16 protein-coding genes and 1 tRNA gene are annotated in these 12,591 nt (G+C 54.1%); 10 read left to right on the forward strand and 7 right to left on the reverse strand.

Annotated features, from left to right (window positions below; genetic code table 11):
- Nucleotides 1-20 precede the first annotated feature (20 nt).
- Entirely contained in the window at nt 21-1,229 is a 1,209-nt protein-coding gene (locus tag AC1HCZ_RS05520) for an OBG GTPase family GTP-binding protein (RefSeq protein WP_479462546.1), read from the forward strand.
- On the opposite strand, the gene AC1HCZ_RS05525 is transcribed toward AC1HCZ_RS05520, so the two are convergent.
- The gene (locus tag AC1HCZ_RS05525; protein WP_479462547.1) at nt 1,217-2,302 is read right to left on the reverse strand and encodes an NAD(P)-binding protein; all 1,086 of its coding nucleotides are present in this window, start codon (nt 2,300-2,302) and stop codon (nt 1,217-1,219) included. The genes AC1HCZ_RS05520 and AC1HCZ_RS05525 overlap by 13 nt on opposite strands.
- 428 nt (nt 2,303-2,730) lie before the next feature.
- Here AC1HCZ_RS05525 and dut point away from each other — a divergent pair, with 428 nt between their 5' ends.
- Entirely contained in the window at nt 2,731-3,153 is a 423-nt protein-coding gene (gene dut, locus AC1HCZ_RS05530) for a dUTP diphosphatase (protein ID WP_479462548.1), read from the forward strand.
- Between the two features lie 62 nt (nt 3,154-3,215).
- On the opposite strand, the gene uppS is transcribed toward dut, so the two are convergent.
- The 3 genes from uppS to AC1HCZ_RS05545 all read right to left on the reverse strand — a co-directional run bounded on the left by uppS (nt 3,216) and on the right by AC1HCZ_RS05545 (nt 5,520).
- A complete protein-coding gene (gene uppS, locus AC1HCZ_RS05535; protein WP_479462549.1) occupies nt 3,216-4,028 on the reverse strand; it encodes a polyprenyl diphosphate synthase in 813 nt (270 codons plus the stop codon).
- Between the two features lie 164 nt (nt 4,029-4,192).
- Nucleotides 4,193-4,269: transfer RNA gene (locus AC1HCZ_RS05540), tRNA-Met, on the reverse strand.
- A 48-nt stretch (nt 4,270-4,317) separates the two neighbouring features.
- A complete protein-coding gene (locus AC1HCZ_RS05545; protein WP_479462550.1) occupies nt 4,318-5,520 on the reverse strand; it encodes a proteasome-activating nucleotidase in 1,203 nt (400 codons plus the stop codon).
- A gap of 149 nt (nt 5,521-5,669) precedes the next feature.
- Between AC1HCZ_RS05545 and AC1HCZ_RS05550 the strand changes: the two genes are divergently transcribed.
- The 8 genes from AC1HCZ_RS05550 to AC1HCZ_RS05585 all read left to right on the forward strand — a co-directional run bounded on the left by AC1HCZ_RS05550 (nt 5,670) and on the right by AC1HCZ_RS05585 (nt 10,434).
- Nucleotides 5,670-6,089 (forward strand): 30S ribosomal protein S19, encoded by a 420-nt coding sequence (locus AC1HCZ_RS05550; protein WP_479462551.1) that lies wholly within the window; start codon nt 5,670-5,672, stop codon nt 6,087-6,089.
- A 10-nt stretch (nt 6,090-6,099) separates the two neighbouring features.
- Entirely contained in the window at nt 6,100-6,579 is a 480-nt protein-coding gene (locus AC1HCZ_RS05555) for a 50S ribosomal protein L22 (RefSeq protein WP_479462552.1), read from the forward strand.
- Nucleotide 6,580: 1 nt separating this feature from the next.
- A complete protein-coding gene (locus tag AC1HCZ_RS05560) occupies nt 6,581-7,306 on the forward strand; it encodes a 30S ribosomal protein S3 (RefSeq protein WP_479462553.1) in 726 nt (241 codons plus the stop codon).
- 5 nt (nt 7,307-7,311) lie between these two features.
- Nucleotides 7,312-7,521 (forward strand): 50S ribosomal protein L29, encoded by a 210-nt coding sequence (gene rpmC / locus AC1HCZ_RS05565; RefSeq protein ID WP_479462585.1) that lies wholly within the window; start codon nt 7,312-7,314, stop codon nt 7,519-7,521.
- A complete protein-coding gene (locus tag AC1HCZ_RS05570; protein WP_479462554.1) occupies nt 7,518-7,793 on the forward strand; it encodes a ribonuclease P protein component 1 in 276 nt (91 codons plus the stop codon). Before rpmC ends, AC1HCZ_RS05570 begins: the two co-directional genes overlap by 4 nt.
- An 11-nt stretch (nt 7,794-7,804) precedes the next feature.
- Entirely contained in the window at nt 7,805-8,251 is a 447-nt protein-coding gene (locus AC1HCZ_RS05575; protein WP_479462555.1) for a hypothetical protein, read from the forward strand.
- Nucleotides 8,248-8,808, forward strand: a complete 561-nt coding sequence (locus tag AC1HCZ_RS05580; RefSeq protein ID WP_479462556.1) for a hypothetical protein — start codon at nt 8,248-8,250, stop codon at nt 8,806-8,808. Before AC1HCZ_RS05575 ends, AC1HCZ_RS05580 begins: the two co-directional genes overlap by 4 nt.
- A gap of 93 nt (nt 8,809-8,901) precedes the next feature.
- On the forward strand, nt 8,902-10,434 hold the full coding sequence (locus AC1HCZ_RS05585; protein WP_479462557.1) for a 4-hydroxyphenylacetate 3-hydroxylase N-terminal domain-containing protein: 1,533 nt from the start codon (nt 8,902-8,904) through the stop codon (nt 10,432-10,434).
- Between the two features lie 2 nt (nt 10,435-10,436).
- Here AC1HCZ_RS05585 and pyrC read toward each other — a convergent pair whose 3' ends face one another.
- Genes pyrC through AC1HCZ_RS05600 form a run of 3 tightly spaced genes read right to left on the reverse strand, consistent with a single transcriptional unit; the run spans nt 10,437 to nt 12,522 of the window.
- Entirely contained in the window at nt 10,437-11,639 is a 1,203-nt protein-coding gene (gene pyrC, locus AC1HCZ_RS05590) for a dihydroorotase (RefSeq protein ID WP_479462586.1), read from the reverse strand.
- Entirely contained in the window at nt 11,596-12,069 is a 474-nt protein-coding gene (locus AC1HCZ_RS05595; RefSeq protein WP_479462558.1) for a hypothetical protein, read from the reverse strand. Before AC1HCZ_RS05595 ends, pyrC begins: the two co-directional genes overlap by 44 nt.
- A 36-nt stretch (nt 12,070-12,105) precedes the next feature.
- A complete protein-coding gene (locus tag AC1HCZ_RS05600; protein WP_479462559.1) occupies nt 12,106-12,522 on the reverse strand; it encodes a CBS domain-containing protein in 417 nt (138 codons plus the stop codon).
- Nucleotides 12,523-12,591: the final 69 nt, after the last annotated feature.

Here is a 12,591-nt window from a genome sequence, read left to right on the forward strand (position 1 = left end):
GATCTTAACAGAACCAAAAAGTGGCGGCCTTCGACTTATTATTACTCTACAAGCAAGGGAGGAGGAAGCCCATGCCGGCCAACTTAACGCCCGAGGCCCAAGCGAAGCTCGCGGAATATTCCGAGGCAAAGACCGTCGAAGCAAAAATAAGGGCCTTGGAAGAGTTTTTGAAGGTAGCCCCCAAGCACAAGGGAGCAGAGAACCTCCTGTACTGGGCCAGGAGGAGGCTGGCTGAGCTCAAGGATCAACTGGAGACGGAGAAGAAGAAAAGAAGGGGCGGCAAGAATCCCTTTGTTGTTGAGAAGGAGGGTGCGGCCCAAGTTGTTCTCTTTGGGATCCCCAACTCCGGTAAGAGCAGCATAATAGCGACGACGACCAGAGCCAAGGTAGAGGTCTCGCCGAGGCCGTACACGACCTTAGTGCCGGCAGTGGGCATGCTGCCCTTCGATGACGTCCAGTTCCAGCTAGTTGAGGCGCCCGGCGTCGCGCCCGGGGTAAGCTGGATCCACCGGAGCGTGGGGCTAGTCCGAAACGCAGACTTGGTTGCCCTTGTATTGGACTTGAGTTTGAATCCAATTAAACAATATAACTATTTAAAGAACCTCCTCGAAGACAGCGGAATTAGCTTGAAGAAGCCTGAAGGAACGGTCGAGATAACCAAAGAGAGGGCTGGAGGTATAAAGGTAGCGATCATGGGCGAGCTAGTGGACGGCGACGTAGAGGATGTCAAGAAGCTCTTGAGGGAGTACAGAATTCACAGCGCCACCGTGAAGCTAGTAGGTAAGGTCACTCTCGACGACGTCGAAAAAGCGATATTGGGAACGAACCAGTACAAGCCTTCTATAATAATACTGAACAAAGTCGACGTTCCCGGAGGCGAGGAAAAGGCAAAGGAGTTTATCTCCACCTACGACGGAGAGGCGCCTGTGTTGGTGGTTTCGGCGAAGGAGGGCAAGGGACTGGAAGGGTTGGGAGCCACGATATTCAAAGTCCTAGACCTAGTTAGGGTGTACACTAAGAAGCCCAACGGACCGAAGGCAGACAAACCCTTGGTCTTGAAGAGGGGGGCAACGGTGGAGGACGTGGCACGTTCAATACACTCCAAGATGCTCGAGGGCTTTAAGTTCGCGAAGGTTTGGGGGCCCTCGGCGAAGTATCCCGGAGAGAGGGTTGGACTGGACCACAAGGTCCTCGACGGGGACGTAATCGAGATACATTACAAAGGGTAGAATGCTCTCAACACAGCCTTGAGCAGCTTAAAGGCCTTCTTATCGCGGAGCAGCTCGGTCAAGGTTTTCAAGTGGTTGTCGTACTCAGCAACCCTCAGCACTTCTCCGTCTAAAGCACTGAATAGCTTAACGTAAGCCCTTTGCGGCGCGTTGTGGAGGGCCTTGGCAAGCGCCGTTTCAGCCAACAGTCTAGGCACTATCTTGCTATAAGCCCTAACCATCTTGTCGGCGTTTGAGGGGTAACGCGAGGCTACGTAAAGCGAGGGGTAGAGGCCGCCGCCGGTCACCGGCTTGTTCAAACCCGCCGCGTCGCCCGTAGCGCAGACCTTGGAGACGCAAGGGGTTAAGGAGGGTGGGCCCGTTTGAACTACGCCCCCGTACTCCTTCCTCACCTCCCCTTTGACCAACCCCCTCCTCTCGGCCACTTCCAGCACCTTCCTAACCAAGGCCCTTACGTTGTAGCCTCTAGTCGCCGCCGTGCCAACGACGGCCTTCCCCTCGAGCATAACTACCCAAGAAAAGAAGCCTGGGGCCAGCTCCTTGTCGAACCAAACCTCCGTTCTGCCGGGCTGGGCGGTCCTCCCTACAACCTCGACGTTCAAACCGTAAACTCTGCGGGGCTTAGCGGCGATGCCGAGCCTGGCGGAGAGCTCAGCCCTCCACCCCTCGGCGATCACCGCTCCGTCGTACATCTCGTCGTCAACATAGCCCTTTGGAGTTACTCTGAGGACCAGCTTCTTGACGAACTTAACGCCGTCCGCAAGTGCCCTCTCCAATAGTTCCTCTTCAAGTTTCTTTCTGTGGAGCTTTACGGCGAAGCCCTTAGGCCCCCTGAGGGTTAACCCCACGCCCTCCGGGAGACCTAAGAAAAACTCGTCCAACGTTCCTTCAATAACGTCCGAACTAACGAAGGAGGACAAGGTGTCCCACACCGCTCCTGAGACGATCCCGGTGCAATGCTCGGGAACCCCAACTTCGTCGTGCTCCTCGAAAAGCGTCACGTTAGCTACCTTGCTTAAATAAATACTGGAGACGAGGCCGGAGAACCCTGCCCCCACCACGGCCACTCTCATGATAAAGCACCGAATAGGCCCCCGCTCGGCCCTCCTGGGGGGTTAAACTTGCTCGCGTGGCTTGCCGACGCGCGTGAGGGTCCCGGTCTATATAGTGACGACGTCGCGCTCGACGAGCTCAACGAAAAGGGAAGTATAACAGTGGATTCGCTGTTCAAAGTTAAATAAGGAAAACACGCGTACCCGTTCGACGTAATAATTACAGCCGCCCAGAACAAGTTCGGGGCCGATATTGGCTTGGCGCGCCCGCCTCCGGCGCACTCCAGGGGTAAATAACGCGATCGCCCTCGCGGCTGATTGTCGGATACAACGATCGACAACGGGGAGAACAGCACTAGGGTCTCTCGCCTTTTCGCTGAGGAAGCCAACCCCCGTTACGTCAAAAAGTCGCTTATTCACTCACCGCTACTAGGAATGGCTAGCTGGGGGTGGGCGAGTTGTTGCCCGTAAAGAGGTTGGAGAAACACGCCGCGGTGCCGAAGAGGGCTAACCCGTGGGACGCCGGCTTGGACCTCTACGCGCTGGAGGAGGTAGCAGTGGAGCCCGGGGAGGTTAAGCTAGTCCGCACCGGTATAGCTGTGGCCATACCAAAGGGCTTCGTCGGCCTCATCAGGGAGCGCTCATCCAGAGCGTTGAAGGGGTTGCACACCTTGGCAGGGGTGATAGACCCGGGTTATCGGGAGGAAGTCAAAGTTGTTGTTACGAACTTGAGTCGAAATAAAATAGTTATCAAGAAGGGTGAAAGGTTCGCACAAATAATTATAATTCCGGTAGCCTACTTAGAGCCTGTAGAGGTAGAGGAGCTCCCTCCCAACGACGGGAGATCGGGGGGCTTCGGCTCCACGGGATGAGGAGTTGGTCCGGGTCGCGAGGGATGAGCGAGAACGGCCCCCCTAGCCGACTTCATACTTCATCAGCGCCCGAACCTCCTTTGCCTCCGCTGGTAGTCTCTGAGGGCCCTCAGTATGTCTATCTTCCTTATTTCTGGCCAGTAGATATTGGCAAAGTAGAGCTCGCTGTAAGCTGACTGCCACAACAAGAAGTTGCTTATCCTCTCCTCCCCGCTGGTCCTTATTATCAAGTCAGGGTCCGGCAAGTTCTCCGTATACAAGTGTTGGGTTATGACGTTCTCGTCTATCTGGTCCGGCTCCAACTCCCCTCGCTTCACCTTCCAAGCTATCTTCTTCACCGCGTCAACTATTTCTTGGCGTCCCCCGTAGCACACGGCGATGTTGATTACTCTTTTGTTGTAGTGTTTCGTAACCTCCTCTGCCTCCCTCGCTGCTGCTAGGAGGTCTTCGGGCCACAAGTCCTTTCTGCCTATCACCATGACTCTGACCTTGTTGCGGTGGACTATCTCATCCTTGGCGAGTTCCCTCAGCCCGCCGGCGATCAACTCGTAAAGCTTCTCCCTCTCTTCTGGGCTCCTCCGCGTGCAGTTCTCGGTAGACATCGCAAAGACCGTTACTACCTCTATTCCTAGGTCTAACAGCCATAGCAAGACCTCTCTCATCTTCTTGTAGCCTTCTCTATGTCCCAACCACTCTTGCAGCCCCCTCATTCGAGCCCACCTTCTGTTTCCGTCTGGAATTATGGCTACGTGGCTCGGCAAGTGGTCCTTGCTTATCTCGACCTCAAGCTTCTTTTCGTAGAGTTTGTACATCGGCCTCAGCAAGATCTCTGCTGCCCTTAACCCCTTGCTTGTCAGCATCGCTCTAGTTCGCAAAGCATTAGCTCCCGCTCAGCGGGTTCGTAGGAATTAAAATTAAAGTATGAGGAGCTTGGACCCGCGCGGGGATTCAGGAACTTCTAGAAGCCTCGCGAACGGGTTGGCGAGGATGAGAGCGATCGTTCGGGAGGAAGGTTTGAGGGTGGTGGCGGGGCCCCGCATGGTAGCGGGGGGTGGATTTGAACCACCGACCTCGGGGTTATGAGCCCCGCGGGCTACCAGGCTGCCCTACCCCGCTAGGTCTCCCCGCCGTTCATCAGCTTCCATACTGAGTTAATAAGTTTTGCTACATGGTGTGTATCTGCATGGACGCTGCTTCCTTACCGTGGACGCGGTAGTTCGCGCCGGCCCTCTTTCTCATAACTTTGTCGACTGCAGCTATGAAGTCTTCCATAGTTACGTACTTCCTCTTGTTCCTGAGCGCGTTGTAACCGGCTTCCGTGACTATCGCCTTTAAGTCTGCCCCGGTAGCCCCTTCGGTAATTTCGGCGATTTTCTCTAAGTCCACGTCGTCGCCCATCTTCATGTTTCTTGTATGGATTTGTAATATCTCAAGCCTGCCCTTCTTGTCGGGCGGCGGGATGTAGATTATTCGATCAAACCGTCCAGGCCTTAGAATCGCTGGATCTAATATATCCAACCTGTTGGTCGCTGCTATGACGGCTACTCCACTCAACGGGTCGAAACCGTCAAGCTCCGCTAGGAGTTGCATCAGCGTCCTCTGGACCTCCCTCTCGCCCGAAGTGCCCATCTCTATCCTCCTTGCCGCTATGGCGTCTATCTCATCTATGAATATTATGCTGGGTGCCTTCTTCCTAGCCATGTTAAAGACTTCTCTAACTATCCTAGCTCCCTCGCCTATGAACTTGTTGACGAGTTCGCTCCCGACCACCCTTATAAAGGTCGCTCCTACCTCGCCCGCCACCGCCCTTGCTATCAAGGTCTTCCCGCAGCCCGGCGGACCGTAAAGCAAGACCCCCTTCAGCGGTTCAATTCCTATCTCCTTGAACATCTCTGGGTTCTTCAAAGGGAGCTCGACGACTTCCCTAACCTCTTCCAGTTGTTGCTTCAAACCTCCCACGTCGCTGTACCTAGTCTTTGGACGATCTACAACTTCCATTGCTTTCACATACGGGTCTTCCAGCCCTTTTAGCACGTCCACTACGGTTGAGCCCCTCTGGTTGACCGCCACGCTTATGCCGGGTTTTAACATCTCCTTGGGTACGCGGGAGCTAACCTCCACGACCAATACCGGGCCGGCGCTAGACTTAACGATGGCCCTCCCGTCGGGCAAGAGGTCGAGTAACGTCGCCTCTATGAGTGGCGGGTTGGTCAGCTTGTTGACCTCTCCCTTCCAATACTCCAACTCAGACTTAAGCCTTTTAATTTCCTTTGTTAACCTGTTTATCTTTCTCTTGAGTAGTTCGACGTCCTCTATGCCGCTTTCCTCGTCGTCCCTATATTTTCTATCAACATCGAACGCTACCACTAAGCATCCCGTCTTCTAGATAGCTAGCTAAGGAAGTTTTGAGATTGAGCGGCGTGTGTTAACCCGTTATCATAGGGGCCAGTCACAATTTCGAAAAAGAGAATTGAGCTTTATTAGAATCTTCCCGGAGGACCGCGGGGTATCGAAATTTGGAAGTGCCGACTGCGTGGAAGAAGTTCAGGTACCGTGGGAAGACTTTAGAGGAGCTGTTAGAAATGCCCTTGGACGACTTCATAGAGTTGCTTCCGGCCAGGCAGAGGAGGAGCTTGAAGAGAGGCTTCACTGACGCCCAGAGGAGGCTTCTGGAGAAGGTATTGAAGGCAAGGAAGGAGATAGAAAAAGGCAAAAAGGTTAAGATAAGGACGCATGTCAGGGATATGGTTATACTCCCGATAATGGTCGGCTTAACGATAGAGGTGTACAACGGTAAGGAGTTCGTACCGGTTAAGATCGCGCCAGAGATGATAGGTCATTACTTGGGAGAGTTCAGTCACACGACCGCCGTCGTTAAACACGGCGAGCCCGGGCTGAAGGCCACCAGGAGCAGCCTCTTCGTAGCCGCCAAGTGAGGTGTGAACCGTGCCTACGTGGCACTACTCCAGCGATATAGCTGAGAAGAACCCGGAGAAGACCGCTAAAGCGATGATGTGGGATGCGCCGATCTCACCCAAGGAAGCCACGGAGCTGGCGAGGGTGATAAGGGGAATGAAGCTAACCGAGGCCAAAGCGTATCTGGAGAGAGTGATAAAGATGGAAGAAGCCGTGCCGTACAGGAGGTACCACGGGAAAGTAGCCCACAAGAGAGGGTTGGCCGATAAGTACGGGATTCCCATGGGAAGGTACCCTGTGAAAACAGCCAAGTACTTCCTAAAGCTGCTGAAAAACGTCGAGGCGAACGCGGAGTTCAAGGGGCTTGAGGTAGAGAAGTTGAAGATAGTGCACATAGCCTCCCACAAGGGAATGACAATTAAAAGGTGGATGCCGCGTGCCTTCGGAAGGGCCACGCCCGAGTTCGAGAGGAGGACGCACTTAGAGGTGATAGTGGAGGAGGTGGAGTGAGATGAGTGTGACCAAAAAGAACATAAAGAGGTACTTCTTGGAACAGTCCCTCATACAAGTCAAAGTTGACGAGTACTTAGCACACAAGTTCCACAGCGTAGGATACAGCAAGGTGGATCTGCAGAAGACCCCCATGGGCACGAGAGTAGTAATATACGCGGAGAGGTCGGGCGCGATAATAGGTAGAAGGGGACAGACCATCAAACAAATAACTAAGGTCTTGGAAGAGTGGTTCGGAATACCCAACCCCCAGATAACCGTCGTAAAGGTTGAAGAGCCCGAACTCGATGCAAGGGTCATGGCCTTCAGGCTAGCGAACGCCCTCCAGAGAGGCTTCCACTTCAGAAGGGCGGCCTATACCACGCTTAGGAGGATAATGGGGGCCGGCGCTATAGGGGCTCAAGTAAAGGTCTCCGGCAAGCTAAGAGGAGAGAGGGCGCGCTTCGAGAAGTACATAGCGGGCAAGGTCTACAAGAGCGGGAACCAAGTGGTCAGGCTGACGGACAGAGCGATAGCTCACGTCTTACTCAAGGTAGGCGTAGAGGGCGTGGAGGTTATCATATCGAGGAAGAGCGAAGAGGAGAGGCCTGACGACGAAGTCAGGATAAAGAAACCAGAGGAAGTTCAAGAAGTGATCCAGAAGATAAGGGAGGAAATGCAACAGTCCCAGCCCGAGGCCCCCACGTTGGAAGAAGTGGCCCAACAAGGCGGGGGTGAGGCACAATGACTACCTTGAAGCCCAGCGAAATAAGAAAGATGAGTAGAGAAGAGAGGGAACAGAAGCTGAAGGAACTGAAGAGCGAGTTAATAAAGCTAAGGTATCAAGCGAAAATGGGACACATAGACAACCCGGCAAAGATCAGGAACATCAAGAAGACCATTGCTCGGATACTCACAATAAATAGAGAAGAAGAAATGGGCTTGAGAAGGGGCAAACAGTGAAACACAGTCCCAAGAACGTCATTTACCACAACTTAGTAGGTCTCTTGATCGAAGTCGTAACGCACCCCGACCCCTCCTTGAAGGGGTTGAGGGGTCGCATAGTGGGCGAGACCAAATCTTTTCTTCTAATAGATAAAGGAAAGAAGGTCGTGAAGGTACAAAAGCTCGGCATCTTCATCTTAGATCTTCCCAGCGGGAAGAGAGTTCAAGTGAGGGGAGAGCTGTTAAAGGGGAGGCCCGAGGAGAGGCTGAAAAAATTCCTAAAGGCCTAGACTCGAAGACCTTGTTAGAGCTGGTTCGAAGGAAGCCTACGGGACGCGAAATGGTATTACTGAAGTTCCCTAACGAAGTTTCTACATGCGAAGAATGTATATACTACTCGAGGCTCCTCAAGTACTGCCTTAAGTACAAAGTTCCGGTGGAGGACCCGCGCTCCCCTCCGTGCAAACCCAAGGGTTACTTCATGTACACCCGACCCGACGAGAACACTCTAGTAGGCGAGCTGTGTCTTCCGGACGTTAGAATCTTGAGCAAGGTGATTCCATTAAAGCCTAAGGTGCGTGTGGGCGAGATACTCGACGCCTTAGAGGAGGTCGGGTGCAAACCCAAAGAGAGTAAGAGGGTGAAGGAATACGTTACGATTTACTTGACGTGCCCGTGCGCCGTTCGGGCCAGCGTTAAGTGCACTGAAGAGGCGTGCGTCTACAGGATAATGGGTAAAGGAAGGTGAAAGGTGCTCCCAGCGCGCTGATACTCCCGTTCAATTACTTTTTCGAGCTACAAGAGAAGTTCTACTCTCTCGTCGCTGGCAAGGAGGCGTACTTAGTTTCTTCGCCATTCGTGGTAAAGGCCTACTGCAGGGCTGAGAGGCTCTTATTGAGCGTCCCTCCGGGCAGCCTCGTAGCCTACGAGGAGGACCTCCTAGAGTTAGGGGCGTGTGTCGCCCTTGAGTACTTCTGGTTTGAGGGTTGGGAGCTGGGGTGGGAGGTCGAGGACTGGCCCGACTGGGTGGAGGGGGTCGCGAGGAAGGCGGGGTTCCGGAAGGGGAAGGGGAGGCGCTTGAGGGGGCTTGAGGGGAAAGTGGGTGAGATTGAGGTGGTCAAACCGTGGCACCCGGCCGCGAGGGCCCTCGAGGGGCACTGCGAGGGGGGCGAGGCCGAGGGGGTACTGTTGGCTAAGTGCGGCGACTCGAAGTTCCTAGTGGACGGCGGCGAGGAGATATTTATAGGAAAGATAGAGGAGCCTTGGAGGCTCTTGCCCGTTGTAGCCTACGCCTCAAGGCGATGAGGTTTGCACGTCAGACCGATAGGTGAGGAGGGTTGGCCTTTCTGAGCCAAACCCCTTTTACCGCTAAGTACTCAGCTGGTAGCGGCGACAGCAATGGGGCTTCGTAAACCAGAAGAATACATAAGCGCTCTTAGAGAGAGGAGCAAGAGAGCCAAGATCTACGTCCTGGGAGAAGAGGTGGACGACGTAACCAAGCATCCGTTCACGCTACCGGCCGTCAAGGCTTTCGAGTGGACCTACAAGGCCCCGTGGGACCCATACTTCTATGATAAAGAGATGGGAATTCATTTAGCCAAGGCTCACTCGCCTTTTATAAATGAGGAGATAAACCGCTTCAACCACATCCACCAGAGCCCGCAAGATTTGGCCATCAAGGTTAAGTACTTCAGGAAGCTATCCCATAAGGCCGGCTCATGTTTCCAGAGGTGCGTCGGCTGGGACGCGATAAACACCATAAGCATAATCTCCTACGATATAGACAAGTGGTACGAACAGAAGGGCGAGAGGCCGGAGCACTTCGAGCACTTCGGCAGCTACTACGAGAGGTTCCTCAAGTTCCTTAAATACGTACAGAAGGAAGACATCGCCTTGGCCGGAGTGATGACCGACGCCAAAGGAGTTAGATCTCTGAGGCCCCACGAACAGCCCAACAAAGACGTGTATGTGCACGTGAAGGAAGTAACTGACGAAGGGATAATAGTAAGGGGTGCGAAGGCAAACATAACGGGGGTCATAGCTAGCGAAGAAATGATAGTAATGCCCACAAGATCGATGACCGAGAAGGACAAGGACTTCGCCATAGCTTTCGCCGTACCGATAGACGCTGATGGAGTTACCTTGGTCGTGGGGAGGTACACGAACGACACCAGGAGGTTCGAGGAACCCAACGTAGACGCGCTCCCCGGGGTGTTCCCCGCCGAGGCCATAGTAATCTTCGACGACGTGTTCGTTCCGTGGGAGAGGGTATTCATGTTTAGGGAGTATCAATTCGCTGCAGAGCTGGTAGAAATATTCTCTAGCTACCACAGACAAGCCTACGGCGGCTGCAAGCCTGGCTTGGCGGACGTTATAATAGGCGGTGCTTACCACTTAGCGAAACAGATGGGCGTGGCCAATAAGTGCCACATCAAAGAGAAGATAACCGAAATGATATTCCTCACCGAAGCCATGCACGCCGGCGGGCTCGCCGCCGCTTGGGAGGGCAAGAAGGCCGCCTCCGGCACCTACTACGTCGACCAGATGAAGGCAAACGTGACCAAACAGATGGTAACCAGGTTCCCCTACGAGATAGCCAGGCTGGCCCACGACATAGCGGGCGGCCTGATAGGTACTCTGCCCTCCTACAAGGACTTAATGCACGAGAAGATAGGGAAGTACCTACAGCAGTACTTACAGTGCTTGCCCGACTACCCTGCCGAGTGGAGGCACCGCGTCCTCCGCTTACTGGAGAACCTCACCTTGAGCGTAGAATTCTTAATCGAGAGCGTCCACGGAGCCGGGAGCCCAGAGGCCCAGAGGATATGGATGAGGAGGTTCTACCCGCTCGAGGATATGGAAGACGTCGCCCTCACACTGGCCGGCATAAACCCGGAGGAGAAGCCGGATAGGAAAAAGCAGAAGGAGTAACTTCAATAATAGAAGTTTCCGCCAAAGTACCTCATTTTTCCCCTGATCACCGTGGCCACCACCTCTCCCCAGAGGTCCATGCCCCCGAAGGGGCTGTACTTAGCTTTGGACTCGAACTCCCATGGCTCCACCCTTTTCCTCTCGTTCAAGTCCACAACAACGAAAGAGGCCAAGGAGCCCGTCTCCAGCTTCCCTAACTCCGGCCAGAGGCCCAACAGCTTCGCGGGGAGCTCAGAGTAGCTCTTCACTACCTTATTAAGGGAAATTATGCCCCTCTTGTACAAGGTTATCAACAAAGGCAGCGCCGTCTCCAGCCCGGGGAAGCCGGGGGGACACTCGTAGAACGGGAGCTCCTTTTCCCAGAGCGCGTGTGGGGCGTGGTCCGTGACGATCACTACGTCCTCGTTAACGAATATGTCGAACAACATGTCCCTCCGCGCCTCGTCCCGCAGAGGGGGATTTACCTTGGCAATACAACCCTTTTCCTTTTCTACTTCGTTATTCAAGAGTAGGTGATGGGGCGTTACGTCGAACGTGAATCCCATCTCTTTGACTTTTCTAGCCCCCTCGGGGGTGCTCACGTGGGTAAAGTGAACCTTCGAGAACTCCTTGAACAGTTCTACGGCTGCTGGTTCGGCGAATGGAGACCTAGAGAGCCCTCTCTCGCCCGGATCCGGGCTCTCCTTGACGAAAGCCGGGTGCTCTGGGTGAACCACTATCAAGCCTTCGTACCCCCTCAGGGCGCGCAGCTTGAAATAGTCCTCAGGGTACACCTTAACGCCGATCACGTATTTGGACATGGCCCTCAGCTCCTCCGGCTCTTCCGGGACCCCGGCGTACTGGTAACAGTCGACCAAGCAATGCCGCTTAAATTCTTCAATCCGTCTCTTCAACGCTTCTAAATTGTTTATTCTCGGCAAAGTGTTCGGCATGTCTGCGACCGCGACCACCCCTCCCTTGAGGGCCGCGCGGGAAGCCGTCAACGGGTCCTCTTTGTAGGATAGCATGAGTCCCCTCGTGTGCACGTGAGCGTCGACCATCCCGGGTAAGGCAACGGTTCCACTCATCTCCAGGCAAGCGTCGCAGTTGCAAGGGGCTGAGGGACCGCGCACGACCAAACGCTCCCCTTCGGCGAGGAGGGTCGCCTCTACCACTTCTCCCTTATAAAGTATCTTCCCCTTGTATCCTGTGGCGCACTCCTTCACCAACGTTGTTAACCTCTTCCGTGCCCACACCCCTAACGCGGGGCTTGATAATGCAATCAGTTCCCTCGACCCTAGCGGAAGCGTCCCAAGGGGCTCTGCAGAGCCCGCTCATCATTCCGGCCACCAGTCCCCTCTCGAAAGGACAGCCGTAGCTGAAGCCGGGCGCGTCCCTAACTACGATCTCTTCGTCGTCCTTCTCAGCCTCCAAGCCTATCCACCTAACCAGCTCCGGCACCTTCTCTAACGCTTCGCGGGGCTCGAAGTATTTCTTGAAGGCGGAGGAGGCTATGCGAGAGCCTACCTCCCACCCGAACTCGTAGAGGACTAACGTGGCCAGTATTTCGTCCCCCCTCTTGCTGACCTTGTCGTAGATTAAGGTAGGGGCGTCTATCGGCAGCAAGAGCGCCCTTACCTTTCCGATCTTTATCAATGTTCGCACACAAAAACGATCCACTAGGGGCCTTTATTAGCAGTAGAAGAAGTGGAGGAGCAACAGCAAGCTTTCCAGTATGTCCCTGAAAGCCACCACTCCGACCGGCCTCCCCTTATCGTCCACCACCGGCAAGTGCCTCACGTTTGCATCCTTCATTATCTTTATTGCTTCCATTATATCCGTTTTAGCCTTAACACTTATTGGGTCTTCGGTCATTACGTCACTAGCCTTGAGCTTGACCCCGTCCTCGCCTTCGCTTAACGCGTACAACAAGTCCCTCTCGGTCACAATGCCTACCAACTTATCGTCTTCTATCACCAAAGCCGAACCATAGCCGTGTTCCAACATCTTCTTGGCAACGTCAACAACACTCTCGTCCGGACTAACTACCAAGGGCGGTGTGGTCATAATATCGTCTACCGTAAGCGGGATCTTCCTCCTACGACGCACCACGCCTCCCTACGGGGCTTGGAAGAGAAGGTTATTTGGTTAGAGGAAAACACTGTTATTTACTTTCAA

It is taken from the genome of Ignicoccus sp., from assembly GCF_056435145.1.